Source organism: Bradyrhizobium sp. Bra64 (assembly GCF_024519875.1).
GTDB classification, from domain to species: domain Bacteria; phylum Pseudomonadota; class Alphaproteobacteria; order Rhizobiales; family Xanthobacteraceae; genus Bradyrhizobium; species Bradyrhizobium japonicum_G.
The window spans coordinates 185009-205494 of record NZ_JALJRD010000007.1; the positions used below are offsets into that span (position 1 = coordinate 185009).

The following is a 20486-nucleotide window of genomic DNA, read 5'->3' on the forward strand; positions in this document are numbered from 1 at the left end:
GGCCGACCTCTTTTTTTTGATTTGTTTGTGCACCTAGACATTGTCATCGGGAAAATACTCCTCGCGGGTCAACCACCGCGAGGGTGGCGGCGGGTCAGTGAACTCGCGCGATTGCTCAAAAATACGCTTTATCTCGGCGTTTGACTGTAGCGTCGGCTCTAATCTACCGACGCCAGGGATCGTTATACCCTCGTAATATGAGTCTCCACGAGCCCGAAGCGTGGCATAAGGACGTCGCCGCGGCTTGATCGACGCGACAGCAATGTGCGTTGTGCAAAGAGCCTCGGGCGACAAGTCAGGAAATAGTTGTTGCAATTTTCCGATTGCAGCCAGCACGCCGTCGGTCGGAGGTACGCTATTCGACGCAAAATGTTGCTTGCTGCCGTTCTCGACGTTCGCCCTGCTACACTTGACCCCGCAAGCGGTAAGGGTGTCAGCAAATTGCTGTGCGCTTTGCACGTGCGGATTATCTCTAAGGCCGAACGCCCGGCTGTGCCAACCAGAGCACAGCATCATACGCAATCTTTTCAAGTCGCCGGACCGTTTGCGAAGGTAGCTACGCTCCTGCTCGGAAAGCTGCATACTGGCATCGACGTACACAGAGAGAGAATCGAAGTCTCCAACGGATTTGATGCAGTGCGGGTCAGAGTCGAGATACCGCTCAAATAGCTCGCGGACAGCAACAAATTGGTCGACCGTGTCCCACGGATTGGTCGAAAACGCGCAATGCTTGTATTCATGATGGTCGAACAAGATGTCCGGCCTTCGCTTCCAATCGTACTCCATGTTGACGCGACGGGTAACTTCTTTACGGACCAGGTCGGCGTCAAATTCGATGATGTCGCGGATGCCTGTCAGACTCTCGAAAGTCAGCTTGTCATCCGGCTGCCTATCGAAAAACATTCGGACAATCTCTGCATTGCGTAGCTCGTCCGTGGTAAATTTATCATCCAGCCGAAGGCCACCTTTCGCCAGGACAAGGTTTGTCGGGCGATCAACCGAACCCTCGACCAACGTTGCTTGGCCACGCGTTCTCCATCCAAGGGGGCAACGGACTTGATGCTTGATCTCAAGCACGGTTGGCTCACCGGTAAGCAGTTCACGCGTTTGGTTGAAAGCACTAGCGGCCGGACCTCGGATAGCGGCATCGATATCGGTCTTTGTGGCGTTAGTCAGGAAGCCGTCCGTCGTACAGCTAAAAACGCAGACGCGGTCTGGCAGCGCGTTGAGGATTTCTCCAATAACCGCACGATCGAACGAAGTAATGTAAGCAGCGAAGTACGGGTTCGTTATCTTGCTTGGCGGGAGGGGAGCCATATCCATAGCGCGACTGTCATAAACACGCTTCTCACGAAGCCCCTGGGCGGTCTTCCCATACGTCGAGTTGCTAAGCTCCTTCCAGAACAAGTCATCGAGCGACTTTTTCGGATGTTTGCGCCGCTCGGTAATGCAATGAGTGATGTAGCTTGCGAAGACGGGCTCGCGGCGGTCCGATTCAATAACAACGCCGTGCTTGATGCTCAGCGCAGCGCCCAACGAGCGCGCAAGGGCGATCTCAGGTGCGGCGCAGAACGACTGTCCCTTGCTTGGAAATACGAGACCATTATCAGTGCGGACCGGTAGAGAAGGGAATCGCACCGAAACAGGAAATTCAAAGTCAACCAGTGCATATCCAAGCGTTCGGATACCAAAATCATCAACAGCAAGCGTGTGCTTGAATTTACTCCAATCGGGCGTGCCAATCAGCGCCATGCCGGTCGCATAGGCACTTGAAAGATCGTAGTCGGTCCAGTCGTCGACGAAGGCGGGTCCAAACCAGTACTGCTCATTCCTGCCACCGTGATAGGCCTCGGTCGCAAGCGTCTCATACAGAGCGTAATTAACTTGTGCGACTTCCCGATTTTCAGATTGATAACGTCCGAGGCGTTTCTTCCACCGCTTCTCCTTCACGGTCTCTCGACCAAGAATTGCCTCAGCGTCGCGCGAGTCGTCGCTCCATTTCTTCATGAGCAGGTCGACGCCAATAGACGTTAGCGTGACTGGCAGCCGGGTCTTTCCAAGGTGCTGTTCACACAGCCGGATAATGCGCTGCGCATATTCTGCACAGATCACCGCGTCCTGTATCGCGTACCGCCGAAACAATGGCCACTCGTTAGACCGCAACAAATCCATGCGGCTTTTGATTCGGTGCTCTTCGGCCGGATCGTCTCTAAGCACTACCTTAGGGATACCAAGGATTTCGCCGAGGGAAGCAAGCGATTGAGAGCCAGCAGGGGCGAGCAGAAACGTGTCCCTCAACAAAACACTGAGTTCGAGATCGCCACTGCCCGTGCTGATGGCGAAATCAAAGCTGGCGTCCGTCGATACGAATGAACTGCGGACTGCGGAGGCGATCTTTTTGATGCTGTCAAAGTCACTGAACGCTGGAAGGTCTGCCTTCGTGTAGTGGCCGACGAGATAGATTGAGCGCGGCAGCAAACTGGTACCCGCTGCTGCTGCTGGCCGAGACCCGAGAGCGAAGACAATCAGCTCCCCCATCGATATCCGTTCCCCGTCGGGTGGGATGGTGATTCCGGACCAGGCGTCTCCGGACGGAAGGAGACAGTGGACTTGATACGAAAGGACCCGGTATTTCGCTCTACCCTCACGGACGTCGTCGCGGCTTGAGGGCGATTCGGGCGTTACGTACTCGGTATCGAAGCCAATGATCGCATAATCTGCCACCCCCGAAACTTTCTTCTCCGGCTTCGGCTTAAACCTGCTTGCGTCGAGGGAAAACGTGCAGGCCTCCGAAGAAACTTCCGGCGGCGTCAGATTGAGGGTCACGGACCCTGGTATCGATTTGAGGTCTTTGGGCTTACGTTTTTGCATTCCGAGTGACGAGGTTAAGCTTCAGTAAATGTCGTACCTCTTCTCCCATAGCAGACATTTACTGAGGTTCAGGTCCGGGTCCGTGTGAAGCCACAACCTTCAGTAAAAGGGCGAGCTCTTCTCCCATACGGGACATTTACTGAGGTCGAAGTTCGAACCGAGCGCCCTTGTAGCAATTGACCACCATATCAAGATATGCTGTCCAATTGATCCAAAGTCAAAAGGCCATCACTTAAGCAGATGATGTCCGCCGGCGGCCGCGATCTCCAATGCGCGCTTGGCGCTCTCCTGGCCCTTGATGTCGCGCAGGTCGAGCGGCGAGGCCGCGGCTTCGTGCACCTTCGGAACAGGCCGCGACAGCACTTGCGTGCCCTTGAAATGGTTGGCGATCTGGATGAGTGAGCTTGCAGCGACGATCTGGATGTCCGGGCTCGCCCACGCCGCTTCCGAGCCGCAGGATGCCGGGCAGATCAGCCCCTCCTCGCGCACATTGGCGCCGATCGCGGCGGGAAGAACGCCGGCCACCGGCGCGATCGATCCGTCGAGGCCGAGCTCGCCCAGAACGGTGAAGCCGGTCAGCGCGTCCGGCGGGATCGCGCCAATTGCCGCCATCAGCCCGAGCGCGATCGGCAGGTCGTAATGGCTGCCTTCCTTGGGCAGATCGGCCGGCGCCAGATTGACGGTGATCCGCCGGGCCGGCAGCGCCAGCCCCGAGGCGATCAGCGCCGAGCGGACCCGCTCGCGGGCCTCGGACACCGCCTTGTCCGGCAGGCCGACGATGGCGAAGGCCGGCAAGCCCGGTGCGACCTGCACCTGCACGTCGACCGCACGGGCCTCGATCCCCTCAAAAGCGACGGTGGAAACCCGCTGAACCATGCCCGAACCAGCCTGCCCTCTTGCACAATCGAGGGTAGCAGAGCGCGGGAGTGTCCGCAAGAACAATACGGGAACAGGTTTGGAGGCCCTAAAGCCCTAACCCATCGTAAACGCGGTGGAGACACTACGTCTCGAATGCGAACGACCCCACTCAGCACATCCCAACGAATGTCCGCTACTCCTTGGGGTGCGGGATGGGCCGTGGTCTAACGGGTGAACAATTCAAATGCTTGCAAATCGCCGGAGAAGCGAACGACGAGTGTGTACGCGGCTTGCCAAGATCCATTTTGGCGCGGGCTCGCTGCCGCGGGACTGCACGATCACGGATATTTCGGATGGTGGCGTGAAAGTGGTGGCCGAGTTTCTGGAAGTGCCGCCGCAATTCACCATCATCTTCGCGCCGGACTATTCCCGCCAGTGCCGCCTGCGCTGGCGCATCGGCTGCGAATTCGGTGCCGAATTCACCGACTAGGCTCGTAAAGGCCGCGGCCTTAACCGGACTTTAGCGTTAATCGGTAAGCATCTCTGATCAGTCGCCGAGTGATCAGAGTATGTCCAAGCGTTTGTCCGTTGCCTGTCCTACGGCGAGATATCTGTTTTCCGCGCTTCTGATCCTTGCCCTCGGCGGTTGCCAGACCACTGGCATCGAGGACATCACCGGCGCGCTCGGCGGCAAGTCGGAAACGGCCGACAGGGCCGACGCCAGGCCGGACATGAAGCCGGACATGGACGCATTGCGCGAGCGCTATCGCGCGAGGCCCGGCGACCCCAACACCGCGCTCGAATACGGCAAGGCCCTGCGCGCGACCGGACAGCGTGCGCAGGCGGTCGCGGTGCTGGAGCAGGCCGTGCTCGCCCATTCCAGCAACAAGGCGCTGCTCGCCGGCTATGGCCGCGCGCTCGCCGACAGCGGCAATTTCCAGCAGGCGTTCGATGTGCTGAGCCGCGCGCATACGCCCGAGGATCCCGACTGGCGCATCCTTTCGGCGCAAGGCGCGGCGCTCGATCAGCTCGGCCGCAACGACGAGGCGCAGCAATATTATGCGACCGCCTTGAAGATCGTGCCCGACGAGCCGCAGGTCCTGTCCAATCTCGGACTGTCCTACATGCTCCAGAACAATCTGCCGCGGGCCGAGGAAACCATGCGCCGCGCGCATGAGCGCAATCCCGCCGATTCCCGCGTGCGCGCCAATTTCGCGCTCGTGCTGGGACTGGAAGGAAAGCAGGCCGAGGCCGAGGCCATCGTAAAGGCCGACCTGCCGCCGGATCAGGCCGCGGCAAAAGTCGCGGCGCTGCGGCAGCTGGTAGCGAAGAAGCAGCAGCGGGCGGACAAGTAGCCCGCCGCGCAGCGCACGTCAGGACGCCTTGCGATGCGGGGCGGATGCGCGCCCCGACCTGGCCTTCAGCCTCTTGAGGAGCGGCCCGAGTAGCGAGCGCTTCGGCTTCTTCACCTCGCCGCGTCCGGCGAGGCGGTTGGCCATGTTCTGGAACAGCAGCGTGGTGCGGTGGCTCTTGGAGACCTCCGCGATCATCTGGCCGTTGTTGGCCGCGGCCGAGAACAGTTTCGAATCGAACGGGATCACTGCGATCGGCTGGCTCTCCATGGTCTTGGCGAATGCCTTGACCTCGATCTCCGCCCGCTTGGGCATGCCGACCTGGTTGATGCAGTACAGCGGCGGCCGGTCGTTCGGCCGCGCCGCCTTCAGCACGCTCAGCATGTTCTTGGTGTTGCGCAAATTGGCGAGGTCCGGCTCGGCCACGATCACGATGTCGTCCGCGTTGACCAGCGCGCGCCGGGTCCAGCCCGACCACTGATGGGGAACGTCGAGCACGATGCAGGGCGTGGTCATGCGCAGCGTGTCGAACACCGCGTCGAAGGCCTCGGCGCCGAAATCGTAGACGCGGTCAAGGGTGGCGGGCGCAGCAAGGAGGCTGAGCCGCTCGGTGCATTTGGCGAGCAGGCGCTCCATCAGCGCCGTGTCCGGCCGGTCCTGCGACAGGACCGCGTTGGCGATGCCCTGCACCGGATCCTGGTTGTAGTCGAGGCTCGCGGTGCCGAAGGCGAGGTCGAGATCGATCACGACGGAATCGAGCGCGAGGTCACGGGCGATGGTCCAGGCCACATTGTGCGCGACGGTGGACGCACCGACGCCGCCCTTGGCGCCGACCACCGCGATGACGCGGCCGGTGATGATGGTTTCGGACGCCGAGAACAGGCTGCAGATCGAGCGGACGACGTCGAGCGTCTCGACCGGGCCCACAACATAGTCGTTGACGCCGCGGCGGACCAGCTCGCGATAGGGCGCGGTGTCGTTGGGATTGCCGATCACGACCACGCGGGTGCCGGGATCGCAGACGCCGGCGAGATCGTCGAGTCCCTCGAGGATGTCGCGCGTGCCGTCGGATTCGATCACGATGACATTCGGCGTCGGCATCGTTTCATAGACTTCGATCGCCGCGGCGAGACCACCGTCCTTGGCGGTGAGATGCGCCTTGGCGAGACGGCGATCCTGCCCGGCCGCGGTCACGGCGGCGAGCGTCTGCTCGGTTTCGCAAAACGCCTGTACGGAAATGCGAGGAACCGGCGCAATGTGTTCCTCGGGGTGCTGCGGATCGTCCGCCTCTTCGTCGTGGACGCTTGTCATCTGCCTGTGTCGCTGAGTTTGGCCTTGTCAGCCTCGGGGTTGGGAGTCGCGATCGGCGTGCCCTTGCGATAGCGTTCAAAGGCGATGTCGCGACGTGCGGTATAGGCCGGAGTCTCGGTCCGCGGCTGCTCGAGGTCGGCGGGGTTGTCGATCATCGCCGCGAGATTGCGCTGGCTGGCGCAGCCCAGATTGAAATACGGCCGGTTCTCGTTGTAGCCGGGGTCGAGGATGGAGGGGCCGACGTCTTCGGGCCATAGCCCGCAGGGGCCTGCGACCGCGGCGATGCGGGAATAGCTCAGGCGAATGGTGGGCAGCAGTCCGGGATCCTCGGGCCGATAGGGGTGCTGGACGATGGCGCGCGAGGGCACGCCGCCGGATGCGAGCACGGAACGGATTTCGTGATAGGTCGCAGCCGCCGCGCGCGAATTCGCGGTGTCGACCGGCACGTCGACCACGACCGAGCCGGTGCCTTCGCGCACCCAGTCCCGGGCAATGCCGGCGACGTCCGAGTGCTGCGCGGCCGAGAGGCCGCCGCGAGCCTTGCCGACGAAGATCACGATCGACTTCTTGGCTTCCTGCACCGCGATCGGGTGGCGCTGGCGATAGTCGGTCGGCACCGTCTGGGTGACGATCTCGCCGGTGGTGTTGCAGGCGCCGAGCACGACGGAGAGCCCCGTCAGTGCCAGCGCGATGCTCAGATTGCGACGTCGATCGGCCATGGTCTTCGTCATCGCCTCATCCCCCTCTTGCCCCGTCTCTTGCCCCGCATTTTGCCCCATTCCCCGAAGCCGTCCGCTCGTCTCAGTCGATGATGAAGCCGAAATCACCGGGCGTGCCGGCGATGGGATCGACGCGGCGCGCGATGCCATAGAGGCGGTTCATGCGGCCGAGCAGCGCCGTCTGTGCATCCGAGGCCGGCGCGAAGCCGTCGTCGGGCCGGGACAATTCCTTCTGCGCGACCGCGCGCACCACATAGGGCGTCACGATCACCATCAACTCGGTCTCGTTGTTGACGAAGTCCTGGCTCCGGAACAGCGCGCCGAGGATCGGCACCTGATCGACGCCGGGCAGGCCGTTGATCGCCTGCTTGGTCTGCTGCTGGATCAGGCCGGCCATCGCCATCGAGCCGCCCGAGGGAATCTCGAGCGTGGTCTCGGCGCGGCGGGTCTGGATCGAAGGGATGGTGATCGAGCTGGTCGAGCTGGCGGACACCGCCTGTGTCACGGAGATGGCGTTCTGATTCGACAGCTCCGAGACTTCGGTCATCACGCGCAGGCTGATGCGTCCCTCGCTCAACACGACCGGCGTGAAGCTCAGGGAGATGCCGAACTTTTTGTAGGTGATCTGGGTGGTACAGACGTGGGTGACCGGATCGCAGGAATAGCCCGCAGGGATCGGGAATTCGCCGCCGGCGATGAAGGTGGCGGACTCGCCGGAGATCGCCGTCAGGCTCGGCTCGGCCAGCGTTCGCATCACGCCGGCGCTCTCCATCGCGCGCATCGTGGCGCTGACCGTGGCAACGCCCTTGGCGAGGCCGGCGACGCCCAGCCCGTTGCTGCTGACGAGCGGGCCGCCGGAGACCGAGAACGGGTTGGAATTGTTGAAATTGACGACCGCGGTGCCGGCATTCAGGCTGGCGCTGAGATCGACGCCCAGCTGCTTGACGATGTCGCGGCGCACCTCGCCGACGACGACCTTGAGCATCACCTGATCGCGGCCGCGCACGACGATGTTGTTGACCACTTTCTCGGAGCCGCCGACGAGCTTTGCGGCGACGTCGCCCGCCTGCTGCGCCTCGACCGGGCTCGACACCGAGCCGGTCAGCATCACGCTGTCGCCCACGCCTTCAATCTGCACGCCCGGCAACGACTGGCGCAGCGCGGCTCGCATGCCGTTGAGGTCGCGCTTCACCGCGATGTCGTAGGCGGCGACCTGCTGGCCGTCGGCGGCGAAGAACACGACGTTGGTCTGGCCGACCTGACCGCCGATGATGTAGGCGCGCTGCGCCGAACGAATCACCGCGTTGGCGATCTTGGGATCGGCGACCAGCACGTCCTTGACCTCGCGCGGCAGGTCGATGACGATGGATTTGCCGACGCCGAGCGACAGGAAACGCGTCTTCGCCGGCGCGATGGTCGCGACCGAGGCCACCTCGAGATCCGGCGCCTGCATCGGCGCCTGGTCGCCGACCGGTGCATCCGCGGCGTTCGCCAGGTGCGGGACTGCGACCAGCCCCAGCGTCAGCATCACCCCCGCCCAGAACGTGCGTGCGCCATTCCCCCGAATGCGCAGCGCCGTCCGATAGTCCCCATGTCTCATCTTGGGTATCCCCATCACTTCTGTGACGTCAGTTGCCGTGTCTGGACGCCGTAGCGGATCACGTTGATCCCTCCGGAACGCTTGGTTGCCGGGTCCTCGGGCATGCCGTCGGCGGCGTTGGCATCGACGATGCTCCGCAGCGCGAGCTGGAGCGTGCCGCCCTGGCGCGCGGCTGCGAGAGTTGCGACCTGGTCCGGCTTGAGCTCGAGCGTCACGGTCTTGCCGAGCACGGCGTTCTGGCCATCCTTCTCCTTCGGCGCCTGGTCGATCGCGAGCACGCGGATGTTGCTCAGGATGGCCTCGGACAGGATGAGGTCATTGCCGGCCGTCGGGCCGTTGGCGCCGTCGGGATTCTTCAGGCGGCGGGTCAGGACGATGTCGACGCGGTCGTTCGGCAGGATGAAGCCGCCGGCGCCGGTCTCGGCTGAAATCTCGGTGGAGACGGCGCGCATGCCCGACGGCAGGATCGCGGCCATGAAGCCGGAGCCTTCGGCCTTGACCAGCTTCTGCTCCCGGATCGGCTCGCCCTGCATCAACGGCACGCGTGCGATCGAGCCGGCGATCTGGCTCTGCGCCTCGGGCCTGGCGTCGCGGCGGATGAAGGCGCTGCTCGCTGTGGTCGACGGCCAGGTCTGCCAGAGCAGATCCTCGGCCTTCACGGCCTGGCCGAGCTGGATGTCGTTTTTCGCGACGAGAACCTCGACCGTCGGCAGCTTCTCGGCGACGGGAAGGGCGGGCGCGGGCTTGTTGTCGTAGCCGCTCGCCAGATACGCAGCGACGCCGCCGGCGCCGAGTGCGATGACGAGAACGACAATGCGTGCGGTGTTCATACGCTTCTACTCTTACGCGGGGCACTCGAACCGCACGTGGCGGGTTCCCCCGCGTCGATGAGTAGGGAGTAAAAGTATAAGGGGTGTTGCGAGGCCGGATGTGATCGCCCGTCACGATGCGGGTTCTGGGCAGATGGTGAATGCCGCGTTAGCCGGTCGGCCAGTGGCCCCGTATATTTACGAGCGGCGGCTCGTTCGTTCGCACGAGGCGCAGGGTGTCATGGTGAATGGGTGGTTAGTGATGCGCGCGGGCTGATGCCGCGCTGCTATGGCCGTGGGGCGGAAGCAACGTGCCACATCATGAGTGATCAGTGTCGTCCTGGCGAAGGCCAGGACCCATACCGCGTGATCTTTCGAGTGTAGAAGGCAGACTTACCAACGACGAATCTTCGCCAAGCCACGCCCAGTCGTTATGGCTCCCGGCCTTCGCCGGGAGGAGATTGGGGAGGTCGCGTGCGAGCGCCTACTTCGCCCGCTTCTGCTCGATCACGTCCCAGACCCTGGCCGCAACGTCAGGACCGCCGAGCCGCGCGATGGCGCGGATGCCGGTGGGCGAGGTCACGTTGATCTCGGTGAGGTTGCCGTTGATGACATCGATGCCGACGAACAGCAGGCCGCGCTCGCGCAGTGCCGGGCCGACGGTGGCGCAGATCTCGCGCTCGCGCGGCGTGAGCTCGGTTTCCTGCGCGGCGCCGCCGCGCACCATGTTGGAGCGGAGGTCGTCCGCAGCGGGCACGCGGTTGACCGCGCCGGCGAATTCGCCGTTGACGAGGATGATGCGCTTGTCGCCGTGCTTCACCTCGGGGATGAACTGCTGGATCACCCAGGCTTCCTTGAACGTCACCGAGAACATGTCGAACAGCGAGCCGAAATTCATGTCCTGCGGCATCACGCGGAACACCGCCGCGCCGCCATGGCCGTGCAGCGGCTTCATCACGACGGCGCCGTGCTTGTCGCGAAAGGCGTTGATCTCGTCGAGATCGCGCGAGATCAGGGTCGGCGGCATCAGCTGCGGAAAGTTCATCACGAACAGTTTTTCCGGCGCGTTGCGCACCGAGGCGGGGTCGTTGACGACCAGCGTCTTCGGGTGGATGCGTTCGAGCAGATGCGTCGAGGTGATGTAGGCGAGGTCGAACGGCGGATCCTGGCGCAGCAGCACCACGTCAAAGCCGTTGAGCGCCTCGCGTTTTGGCTCGCCCAGCGTGAAGTGATCGCCGGGCTCGTCGCGCACGGTCAGAAGTTGAACGGGAGCGACGATCTCCTCGCCGACCATCGAGAGCTTGTCGGGCGTGTAATAGGACAGGCCGTGGCCCCGCTTCTGCGCCTCCAGGAGCAGCGCAAAGGTGGAATCGCCCTTGATGTTGATGCGGGCGATGGGGTCCATCTGGACGGCGACGTTCAGTTTCATGGTCTGCCTTTCAGGTCGAGGCGTCGAATGCCGCCAACACATGGCGTGGAAGTGACCGCGGCGCAATCAGCATGGCGTCGAATCGCAGTTCGAATTCGGCATGCTCGGGATGCGCTGCGAGCCAGCCTTGCGCGGCGTCGATGATGCGCTGCTGCTGGCGCGGGGTCACCGCGAAGGCGGCGTCGTCCAGCGTCGCGCGCGCCTTGACCTCGACGAAGGCGATCAGGTTGCGGCGGCGGGCCACGATGTCGATCTCGCCATGCGGCGTGCGGTAGCGCTTGGCGAGGATGCGATAGCCCTTGGCCATGAGATAGGCGGCGGCGCGGCTCTCCGCGGAAATGCCGGTGCGGAACGCGGCGACGCGCTCGGGCGAGGCGACTTTCGGTTCCTTCGCACCCTCAGTCTTCGCCATCGCCGCCCCGCAGGTCTTTGGCGAGCTCGAGCGCGCGGGCATAGACCTCGCGGCGCGGCCGGCCCGACAGCGCGACCGCATGGGCCACGGTGTCCTTGACGCTGTGCGCGGCCAGCTGCTCGCGCAGGACATCGTCCAGCGCGTCCGATGTCAGCATCTCGGAATCCGCCGCAGGCGGGGCGATCACCAGAACGAATTCCCCGCGCGTCTCCAGCGTGTCGGCGTCGCGTGCAAGATCATGCAGCGTCGCGCGCGAAATCTGCTCGTGCAGTTTCGTCAGCTCACGGCAGATCGCGGCCTCGCGGCTGCCCATGATCCCGGCGAGCTCGGCGAGCGTGTCCTGCACGCGGTTTCCGGATTCGAACATCACCAGCGTCGCATCGATGCGGGCGAGCTCCGTCAGGCGCGATCGCCGCGCGGCCGATTTCGCCGGCAAAAAGCCTTCGAAAAAGAAGCGGTCGGTCGGCAGCGCTGCGACCGAGAGCGCCGCCAGCACCGAGGACGGGCCGGGCAGCGCGTAGACCGCATGGCCGGCGGCGCAGACCTCGCGCACCAGCTTGAAGCCGGGATCGGAGATCAGCGGGGTGCCGGCGTCCGACACCAGCGCGACGGAACCGCCTGCCGCAAGCGCCTCCAGGATCTTTGGACGGGCCGCTTCCGCGTTGTGCTCGTGATACTGCTTGAGCTGCGCCGTGATGGCGTAGCGCTCGGTCAGGCGCCGGGTGATGCGGGTGTCCTCGCAGGCGATGACGTCGACGCCAGCGAGGGTCTGAAGCGCGCGCAGCGTGATGTCGCCGAGATTGCCGATGGGGGTCGCGACCAGGTGCAGGCCCGGCGCGGCCTTCGGGGCGGCAAGCCGATGGGCGTCGATGGAGAAACCGCGCGAGGCGGCGTCCGTAGACTCAGGTGTATTTATCGGGGCCGGCTTTGCGCGCATAATGAAACGAACTTAGGCATGATCCCCGAGGCTGGGAACCGGTCCTCCGAAAAAGATCGCGGCGAGGCCAGGGCGAGGCAAGGACTGAGGAAGGACTGGAATGTGATCCATTCGGCATCACATTCCAGAGGGAATGAAGCGTCAGCGCCATATTCGCGGCGGAAACGCCGCCTTGATGCTGGGTGACGGACGGTGGACAGCTAGCCAGGACTTGCGGTGGGGCCGCGTTAAGCGGTTATTATCCTTTTGTTTTAGTTAACTATTTGCCGACAATATGCCTGAATCCACGGCTTGTGTCGTGGAAAGAATGTTGTGACCGGCTGGCGACGGCCGGTCGGAAGAGAAGCTGCGATGCCGGGCCCGCGTGATCCAAAGTCTCCCATTCAGGGGCCCCGATTGTCGGGAGCGACCCGGCGCAGCGCGCTCGGCCTGTTGCTCGGCGCGCCCGTGCTGTCGGCCTGCGCCGGCGTGCAGCAGAGCCTGAGCCAGTTCTCCAGCCCGTTCAGCAGCTCCTCGGCGCCGGCCCAGCCGGCTGGCCCGCCGCAACAGGCAACGACCGCCGGCACCGGCGGGGTGAAGGTCGGGGTGATCCTGCCGCTCTCGGCCGCCGGCAATGCCGGCCTTGCCGCGCAATCGATGCGCAATGCCGCCGAGATGGCACTGGCCGAGTTCCAGAATCCGAACATCCAGCTCCTGATCAAGGACGACAATGGCAGCCCGCAGGGCGCCCAGGCCGGCGCGCAGCAGGCGGTCGACGAAGGCGCCGAGATCATCCTGGGGCCGCTGTTCGCGCAATCGGTGCCTGCGGTCGCGCAGGTCGCGCGCACGCGCGGCATTTCCGTGATTGCGTTCTCGACCGATTCCAGCATCGCCGGCCGCGGCGTCTATCTGCTCTCTTTCCTGCCGGAGTCCGACGTCAATCGCATCGTCGAATATTCCGCCAGCATCGGAAAGCGCTCCGTTGCCGTGCTGGTGCCCGACAATGCCTATGGCAATGTCGTCGAGGCCGCGGTGAAGGCGGCGGTGCCGCGGCGGGGCGGGCGCATCGTCGCGTTCGAGAAATACGGCGCCGATCGCGCCACGCCGGCGCGCACCGTGGCGCAGCAGCTCGGCAGTGCGGACGCACTTTTCATTGCCGATGACGGCGATGCCGTCGTCACAGTGGCCGACGCGATGACCGCGGCGGGCGCGAATTTGCGCAACATCCAGCTGCTCGGGACCGGCCTGTGGGACAGCCCGCGGGTCTATGCGAGCCCGAGCTTGCAAGGCGGCCTCTACGCCGCGCCGGACCCGGCCGGCTTCCGCGCCTTCTCCGGCCGTTATCGCACCAAATACGGCGCCGAGCCGATCCGCACGGCAACGCTCGCCTATGACGCCGTCGCCCTCGTCGCCGCGCTCGCGCGCACGCAAGGCACCACGCGCTTCTCGTCCGACGTGCTCACCAACCCTTCCGGCTTTGCCGGCATCGACGGCCTGTTCCGGTTCCGCGCCGACGGCACCAACGAGCGCGGGCTCGCGGTAATGAAGGTGACGAACGGTGGTGGTGTTGCGGTGGCAGGATCGCCGAAGAGTTTCGGGGCTTGATGGTTCACCTCTCCCGCTTGCGGGAGAGGTCGGCACGTAGCGCCGGGTGAGGGTTCTGTCCTCTGGGGGATTGTCCCGTTGCGGAGACACCCTCTCCCCAACCCTCTCCCGCAAGCGGGTGAGGGAGCGCACCGCCGATCTGGCTCAAATTTACGCCGCCAGATCCGCGACCACCGCATCCAGCACCGGAAAACCGCTGCTCGTTACGCGCAGGCGGCCCGTCGCATCCACGGTGATCGCGCCCTCTTCGCGCAGCAGCGCGATGCGCTTGGGATCGAGCGGGCGGCCGGAGAGCGCCCTGTAACGCTCGGGGTCGATGCCCTCGGCCAGCCGCAATCCCATCAGCAGGAATTCGTCGGCGCGCTCTTCGCTGTTGAGGAGGTCGTCGGTGACGTTTCCATGGCCGTTGGTCTCGACGCGCATCAGCCAGGCTTCCGGACGCTTCTCGGTGGCGGTGGCGTGCCTGATACCGTCGATATCGAGCCTTCCGTGCGCGCCGGGGCCGATGCCGGCGTATTCATCGCCGCGCCAATAGACCAGATTGTGCCGGCATTCGGCGCCGTGCCGCGCGTGATTTGAAATCTCGTAGGCGGGCAGGCCGAGCTTGTCGCAGGTCTCCTGCGTGACGTCGTAGAGCGCGCGCGCGACCGCTTCGTCCGGCGTCTTCAGCTTGCCGGCCTGGTGCAGGCCGAAGAACGGCGTGCCTTCCTCGATCGTGAGCTGATAGAGCGACAGGTGCTCGGCGGCCTCATCGATCGCGAGACGCAGCTCATCGGCCCACATCGCCGGGGTCTGGTCGGGGCGGGCGTAGATCAGGTCGAACGAATAGCGGTCGAACGAGCGGCGCGCGATCGCGACGGCATCGAGTGCCTCGCGTGCGCTGTGCATGCGGCCCAGCGCTTTCAGCGAGGCATCGTCGAGCGCCTGCACGCCGAGCGAGACGCGATTGACGCCGGCGCTGCGATAGCCGGCGAAGCGCGTGGCCTCGACGCTGGTGGGATTCGCTTCCAGCGTTACTTCGACGTCCTTCGCCACGCTCCAGTGCTTGCCGATGGCATCGAGCACGGCGCCGACGGTCGCGGGCTGCATCAGGGATGGTGTGCCGCCGCCGAGAAAGATCGAGGTGACCTCGCGGCCGGGTACGCGCTCGGCGGTCGCCGCGATCTCGCGCGCGAAGGCGGAAGCGAAGCGCGCCTCGTCGATCGCAGCATGGCGAACGTGGCTGTTGAAGTCGCAATAGGGGCATTTCGACAGGCAGAACGGCCAGTGCACGTAGACGCCGAAGGCTTCCTTAGCGTGGCTCAAGGCAGATCTCCGCCAGTTTCACGAAGGCACGGGCGCGGTGCGACAGGCCGAGGCCGAGCGGCGGCAGGCCATGCTTCTCGATGCTGATCATCTCGCCGAAGGTGCGGTTGTGACCGTCAGGCAAGAACATCGGATCGTAGCCGAAGCCGGCGGTGCCGCGCGGCGGCCAGACCAGCGTGCCGTCGACGCGCGCCTCGACCTCTTCGAGATGATCATCGGGCCATGCGACGCAGAGCGCGGAGACGAAATGCGCCTTGCGCTTGTCGGGCGTGGTGGCGCCGCGCTCCTGCAACAGGCGCTCGATCTGCGCCATCGCCGCGGCGAAATCCTTGGAGGGGCCGGCCCAGCGCGCGCTGTAGATGCCCGGCGCGCCGTCGAGTGCGTCGACCACGATGCCGGAATCGTCGGCGAAGGACGGAAGCTTGGTCGCCCGCGCCGCCGCGATCGCCTTGATCGCGGCGTTGCTGCGGAAATCATTGCCGGTTTCTTCCGGCTCGGGCAGGCCGAGCTCGCCGGCCGACACCGCCTCGATGCCGTAAGGCGCGAGCAGCTCCTTCATCTCGGCGAGCTTGCCGGGATTATGGGTGGCGACGACGAGCTGTCCGGTGATTCGGCGGTGCATGGGCCTATTGACTACGCGACAGCCAGTTTCTGCAAGTCCACGAGGCGCGCAATGCCCTTCTGGGCCAGCGCCATCAGCGCCAGGAACTCGTCCTGCGTGAACGGCTCGCGTTCCGCGGTGCCCTGCACCTCGATGATACGGCCGTCGCCGGTCATGACGAAATTGGCGTCAGTCTGCGCTTCCGAATCCTCGGCATAGTCGAGATCGAGCACCGGTGTGCCGTTGTAGATGCCGCAGGAGATCGCGGCGACGTTGTCGCGCAGCACCTTGGCCTTGATCATGTTGCGCGCTTTCATCCAGTTGATGCAGTCGGCGAGCGCGACCCAGGCACCGGTGATCGACGCCGTACGGGTGCCGCCGTCGGCCTGGAGCACGTCGCAATCGACCGTGATCTGGCGCTCGCCGAGCGCTTCGAGATCGACGATGGTGCGGAGCGAGCGGCCGATCAGGCGCTGGATCTCGACGGTGCGGCCGCTCTGCTTGCCGGCGGCAGCTTCGCGGCGGGTGCGTTCGGAGGTCGCGCGCGGCAGCATGCCATATTCGGCGGTGACCCAGCCGCGGCCCTGGCCTTTCAGCCATGGCGGCAGGCGGTCTTCCAGCGTGGCGGTGACCAGCACATGGGTGTCGCCGAATTTCACCAGGCAGGAGCCTTCCGCATATTTGACCACGCCGCGCTCCAGCGTCACGGGGCGCAATTCGTCGGGCGCACGGCGGCTTGGCCGCATGGGAAATCCTCCAAAACTCACGGGAAAGGCTGTTCGCGGTGCTTGTAGGTGGGGTGAGGGTGAGCGGCAAGGCCTTTTCGGTCCCCAGGCAAAGTGCAAAACCACGCTTGTCAGGGACCTCGCGGATGGACAGATTACAAGCACCTGACAGGAGTTGCCGTCTGTGGCCCATCACGATCCGATCCATCTGATCGCGCCGCGCGCAGGCCTTGCCCAGCTCAACGAGCGTTCCCGCGACATCTTTCGTCAAATTGTCGAAAGCTATCTGGCGACCGGAGAGCCCGTAGGTTCGCGCAATATCTCGCGCCTGATCGCCATGCCGCTGTCGCCGGCGTCGGTCCGCAACGTCATGGCCGACCTGGAACAGCTTGGCCTGATCTACGCGCCGCATACTTCCGCCGGCCGGCTGCCGACGGAACTCGGCCTGCGCTTCTTCGTCGATGCCCTGATGCAGGTCGGCGACCTCAATGACAGCGAACGGCAGACGATTCAGAGCCAGTTGACCTCCGTAGGCCACGCGCAATCGGTCGAGGCGGCGCTGGAGGAGGCGTTGACGCGGCTCTCCGGCCTGACCCGGGCTGCCGCCGTCGTGCTGACCCCGAAATCCAATGCGCGGCTCAAACATATCGAATTCGTCCGGCTGGAACCGGAAAAGGCACTGGTGATCCTGGTCGGCGAGGACGGGCAGGTTGAAAACCGCGTCTTGACGCTGCCACCGGGAGTTCCATCCTCGGCGCTGACAGAAGCCGGCAACTTCCTCAATGCACGAATCCGGGGCCGGACCCTGGCCGAGGCGCGGCTCGAGCTCGAGACCGCGCTCGGAGAGGCGCGCACCGAGCTCGATCAGCTGACGCAGAAAGTGATCTCGGCCGGCATCGCCAACTGGTCCGGCGGCGACAACGAGGATCGTCAGCTCATCGTCCGCGGCCACGCCAATCTGCTCGAGGATCTGCATGCGCTGGAGGATCTCGAGCGCGTTCGCCTGCTGTTCGACGATCTCGAGACCAAGCGCGGCGTGATCGACCTGCTCGGCCGGGCCGAGACAGCGGAAGGCGTGCGGATCTTCATCGGCAGTGAGAACAAGCTGTTCTCGTTGTCGGGCTCGTCCACGATCATCTCGCCCTATCGGGATGCCGCCGGCCAAATTGTCGGAGTTTTGGGCGTGATCGGACCGACACGGCTGAATTATGCCCGCGTGATCCCGACCGTGGACTACGCCGCCCGCATCGTCAGCCGGCTTCTGGGCGGCTGACCGAAGTTCCCCCCGATCACGGGCGCTTGATTTTCGGCGCCCGAAGCACGATATCCGGGCCAGAAAACTCCTGAGACGAATGCGAAAAGAGAGCCGATGACCGATCGAGACCGGCAACCCGAAGACACGAGTGCTGCGGCCGGCGAGCCCGTGGTGTCAAAACCCTACATCATGCCCGACGATCCGGAGCCCGGCTCGGTCGAGACGTTGCAGAAGGAAGTCGCCGAGGCGCGCGACCGCATGCTGCGGACGCTGGCCGAGATGGAGAACCTGCGCAAGCGCACCACCAAGGAAGTCGCTGACGCCCGTCTCTACGGCATCACCGGCTTTGCCCGCGACGTGCTCGACATCGCCGACAATCTCCAGCGCGCGCTCGATGCCATTCCGGCCGAAACACGTGCCGCGGCTGATCCCGGCCTGACCTCGCTGATCGAGGGTGTCGAGCTCACCGAACGTTCGCTGCTCAACGCGCTGGAAAAGCACGGCGTGAAGAAGTTCGATCCCTCGGGCCAGAAGTTCGACCCGAACTTCCAGCAGGCGATGTTCGAGGTGCCCGACGCGTCGGTGCCTGCGGGCACCGTGGTGCAGGTCATGCAGGCCGGCTACACCATCGGCGAGCGCGTGCTGCGCCCCGCTTTGGTCGGCGTCGCCAAGGGCGGCGCGAAGGCCGCGCCCGCGGCCAACACCAACGAGCCGAACAGCGCGGCGAATTGATCGATCCTCATGGTGAGGAGGCGCGTCAGCGCCGTCCCGAACCATGCAGGCCGAGCTGCCGCAGCGGTGCCTTCATCCTTCGAGACGCGCGCGAAGAAGCGCGCTCCTCGGGGTGAGGGTCTTGCAGTTGTTCGCGTCGATTACGCGCCGACCGCAATGTCCGCGGACTGAATCCGCTTCACGCCGGCCTTGGCCATATCCGTCCAGGCCTTGGCCAGCGAGCCCTGCGTGTCGATGCCGCGGCAGGCGTCTTCCACCACATAGACCTCGAAGCCCGCCTTGCGCGCGTCGAGCGCGGTCCAGGCGACGCAGAAATCGGTCGCCAGCCCCGCGACGAAGACGCGCTTGATCTTGCGCGCCTTCAGATAGCCGGCAAGGCCGGTCGAGGTCTTGCCGTCGGCTTCGAGGAAGGCCGAATAGCTGTCGACGTCCTTGTGAAAACCCTTGCGGATGATCAGCTCGGCCTGCGGGATCGAGAGGTCCTTCGACAACGCGGCGCCGTCGGTGCCCTGCACGCAATGGTCGGGCCACAGCACCTGCTTGCCGTAGGGAAGATCGATGGTCTCGAACGGCTTCTTGCCCGAATGCACCGACGCAAACGAGACGTGGCCGGGTGTATGCCAGTCCTGCGTCATCACCACGTTCGCGAATGCCTTGGCCATCTTGTTGATGACCGGCACCACCTGCTCGCCTTCCTTCACTGCGAGGCTGCCGCCCGGCAGGAAGCAGTTTTGCACGTCGATCACGAGCAGCGCGGATGTCTCGTCCGGCTTGATCGATGCCGCTGCAAGAAGTGCGGTTGGCGCGAGGGTCGCCAGCGCCGTGGTCCCGAGCGCTGCCAAAATTTGTCGTCGATCAAGCATCGTTCGCCTCCCTCCAGGATGATCCAACGGAAGGGGGAGCCTAGTTCCGTTCGTACACGAACAGAAGCCCGAAAATGCAGGCGGTCCTGGCGAGTGGCCGGGCTTGTCGGCCCTATGATTCTACCCCTTCGGCTGGATGCCGTCGCGCACGGCGCGGAAGCGGGTGAAGGCGGCCGGCCATTGGTCGCGCGGGGCGCTGGCGATGATGCGCAGCGAGGCGCCGCCGCCGCTGAAGCGGATCCATTGCACCACGGTCACCGCGGTCTTGTCCTTGCCGCTGATGCCGTCGATCCGGGTCTCGAAACCCTGCTGGCCATTGATGCGGATCGGCTCGGACATGGTGACGCGCGACTCGCGCAGGCCCGGAATCTGCAGCGCCGCCTCCTGGGCGAAGCGGGCACGGTCGTCGGCCTGCTGCGGGGTGGCGCCGATCAGGCCGAGGATCATGAACGGCTTCGACTCATAGCCCGTGGTCTCGTCGCCGTCGGCCAGGATGATGCTGCTGCCCGGCGCCAGCGTGCGGATGTCCTTGAAGTCGGCGAGATCGGTGATCTTGAACGGCATCAGCGCGATCTGCTCGTCGGCCGAGACCTGCTTGCGGGTGACGGTGCTCGCGAACATCTGCCGCACCGCCTCGTCGGTGTAGATCTTGGTCGCATTGTCCGGGATCTGCACCGCGACATAGCCGGAAAAGCCGGCGCCCGGCACGATCATCGAATAGCGCTTCACCGGGGTCTCGCCGGCCTTGCCGCTTTCGGTGGTGAAATAGGCAAGACCCGCGGGGGTCTCGATCTTGTCCTGCTTGACGCCATTGGCGCCGGCCGGATTGGAATTGAAGGCGCTCACGACCTCGCCATAGGCCGCCGGCGGCAGCTCGGTGATCAGCACCTTGACGTTGCCGTCCTCGCTTTCGAAGCCCGGGAAGGTCTTTGCCGTGCTCAGGCCGATCAGCGGCACCATGCCGAGGCGCAGGCCGGGCGGGAAGACCGCGTCGGCAGCCAAGGCCGGAAGCGCGGAGGCGACGAGGAGGGCGAGCGCGGCTAGGGGGCGGATCAGCGTCATGGGCACTCTGATTGGTTCACATTGAGGCCGTTCGATGGTCGGCCACTGGGCCGCTTTGTCG

General features: G+C 64.6%; 18 protein-coding genes and 1 pseudogene. 5 read left to right on the top strand and 14 right to left on the bottom strand.

Annotated features, from left to right (window positions below; translation table 11 throughout):
• Positions 1–33 precede the first annotated feature (33 nt).
• A complete protein-coding gene (locus NR187_RS21550) occupies positions 34–2826 on the bottom strand; it encodes a DNA polymerase (RefSeq protein ID WP_256807520.1) in 2793 nt (930 codons plus the stop codon).
• Between the two features lie 279 nt (positions 2827–3105).
• Positions 3106–3747, bottom strand: a pseudogene (locus tag NR187_RS21555) (magnesium chelatase domain-containing protein); the annotation flags it as partial.
• A 226-nt stretch (positions 3748–3973) separates the two neighbouring features.
• On the opposite strand from NR187_RS21555, the gene NR187_RS21560 reads away from it, so the two are divergent.
• Complete coding sequence (locus tag NR187_RS21560) at positions 3974–4219, top strand: PilZ domain-containing protein (RefSeq protein WP_027534981.1); 246 nt, start codon at positions 3974–3976, stop codon at positions 4217–4219.
• Positions 4220–4298: 79 nt separating this feature from the next.
• Positions 4299–5084 (top strand): tetratricopeptide repeat protein, encoded by a 786-nt coding sequence (locus NR187_RS21565; RefSeq protein ID WP_211383792.1) that lies wholly within the window; start codon positions 4299–4301, stop codon positions 5082–5084.
• Between the two features lie 18 nt (positions 5085–5102).
• Here the strand turns inward: NR187_RS21565 and NR187_RS21570 are convergent, their stop codons facing one another.
• The 7 genes from NR187_RS21570 to rsmI form a co-directional block, all read right to left on the bottom strand.
• A complete protein-coding gene (locus tag NR187_RS21570) occupies positions 5103–6392 on the bottom strand; it encodes an AAA family ATPase (RefSeq protein WP_211383793.1) in 1290 nt (429 codons plus the stop codon).
• Positions 6389–7123 (bottom strand): CpaD family pilus assembly protein, encoded by a 735-nt coding sequence (locus NR187_RS21575; protein ID WP_211383794.1) that lies wholly within the window; start codon positions 7121–7123, stop codon positions 6389–6391. Before NR187_RS21575 ends, NR187_RS21570 begins: the two co-directional genes overlap by 4 nt.
• Positions 7124–7193: 70 nt before the next feature.
• Positions 7194–8711: a type II and III secretion system protein family protein gene (locus NR187_RS21580; protein WP_211383795.1), complete on the bottom strand. Its 1518-nt coding sequence runs from the start codon at positions 8709–8711 to the stop codon at positions 7194–7196.
• Between the two features lie 14 nt (positions 8712–8725).
• Positions 8726–9541 (bottom strand): Flp pilus assembly protein CpaB, encoded by an 816-nt coding sequence (gene cpaB, locus NR187_RS21585; protein WP_256807532.1) that lies wholly within the window; start codon positions 9539–9541, stop codon positions 8726–8728.
• Between the two features lie 463 nt (positions 9542–10004).
• The gene (gshB, locus tag NR187_RS21590) at positions 10005–10949 is read right to left on the bottom strand and encodes a glutathione synthase (RefSeq protein ID WP_211383797.1); all 945 of its coding nucleotides are present in this window, start codon (positions 10947–10949) and stop codon (positions 10005–10007) included.
• A 10-nt stretch (positions 10950–10959) separates the two neighbouring features.
• The gene (locus tag NR187_RS21595) at positions 10960–11361 is read right to left on the bottom strand and encodes a YraN family protein (protein ID WP_256807534.1); all 402 of its coding nucleotides are present in this window, start codon (positions 11359–11361) and stop codon (positions 10960–10962) included.
• On the bottom strand, positions 11348–12298 hold the full coding sequence (gene rsmI / locus NR187_RS21600) for a 16S rRNA (cytidine(1402)-2'-O)-methyltransferase (protein WP_256807535.1): 951 nt from the start codon (positions 12296–12298) through the stop codon (positions 11348–11350). Before rsmI ends, NR187_RS21595 begins: the two co-directional genes overlap by 14 nt.
• Positions 12299–12649: 351 nt before the next feature.
• On the opposite strand from rsmI, the gene NR187_RS21605 reads away from it, so the two are divergent.
• Positions 12650–13882, top strand: coding sequence for a penicillin-binding protein activator (locus NR187_RS21605; RefSeq protein WP_211383800.1), 1233 nt, complete (start codon positions 12650–12652; stop codon positions 13880–13882).
• A gap of 150 nt (positions 13883–14032) precedes the next feature.
• Here the strand turns inward: NR187_RS21605 and hemW are convergent, their stop codons facing one another.
• The 3 genes from hemW to rph are packed head-to-tail and all read right to left on the bottom strand — an operon-like array spanning position 14033 to position 16534.
• Positions 14033–15187, bottom strand: a complete 1155-nt coding sequence (hemW, locus tag NR187_RS21610) for a radical SAM family heme chaperone HemW (RefSeq protein ID WP_211383801.1) — start codon at positions 15185–15187, stop codon at positions 14033–14035.
• The gene (gene rdgB, locus NR187_RS21615) at positions 15174–15809 is read right to left on the bottom strand and encodes an RdgB/HAM1 family non-canonical purine NTP pyrophosphatase (protein WP_256807538.1); all 636 of its coding nucleotides are present in this window, start codon (positions 15807–15809) and stop codon (positions 15174–15176) included. Before rdgB ends, hemW begins: the two co-directional genes overlap by 14 nt.
• An 11-nt stretch (positions 15810–15820) precedes the next feature.
• The gene (gene rph / locus NR187_RS21620) at positions 15821–16534 is read right to left on the bottom strand and encodes a ribonuclease PH (protein ID WP_211383803.1); all 714 of its coding nucleotides are present in this window, start codon (positions 16532–16534) and stop codon (positions 15821–15823) included.
• A gap of 163 nt (positions 16535–16697) precedes the next feature.
• Here rph and hrcA point away from each other — a divergent pair, with 163 nt between their 5' ends.
• Both hrcA and grpE read left to right on the top strand, forming a co-directional pair.
• The gene (gene hrcA, locus NR187_RS21625; RefSeq protein ID WP_211383804.1) at positions 16698–17786 is read left to right on the top strand and encodes a heat-inducible transcriptional repressor HrcA; all 1089 of its coding nucleotides are present in this window, start codon (positions 16698–16700) and stop codon (positions 17784–17786) included.
• Between the two features lie 96 nt (positions 17787–17882).
• On the top strand, positions 17883–18500 hold the full coding sequence (grpE, locus tag NR187_RS21630; RefSeq protein ID WP_211383805.1) for a nucleotide exchange factor GrpE: 618 nt from the start codon (positions 17883–17885) through the stop codon (positions 18498–18500).
• A gap of 140 nt (positions 18501–18640) precedes the next feature.
• Here the strand turns inward: grpE and pncA are convergent, their stop codons facing one another.
• Entirely contained in the window at positions 18641–19363 is a 723-nt protein-coding gene (pncA, locus tag NR187_RS21635; protein ID WP_256807540.1) for a bifunctional nicotinamidase/pyrazinamidase, read from the bottom strand.
• Positions 19364–19483: 120 nt separating this feature from the next.
• Positions 19484–20425: a hypothetical protein gene (locus NR187_RS21640; protein ID WP_211383807.1), complete on the bottom strand. Its 942-nt coding sequence runs from the start codon at positions 20423–20425 to the stop codon at positions 19484–19486.
• Positions 20426–20486: the final 61 nt, after the last annotated feature.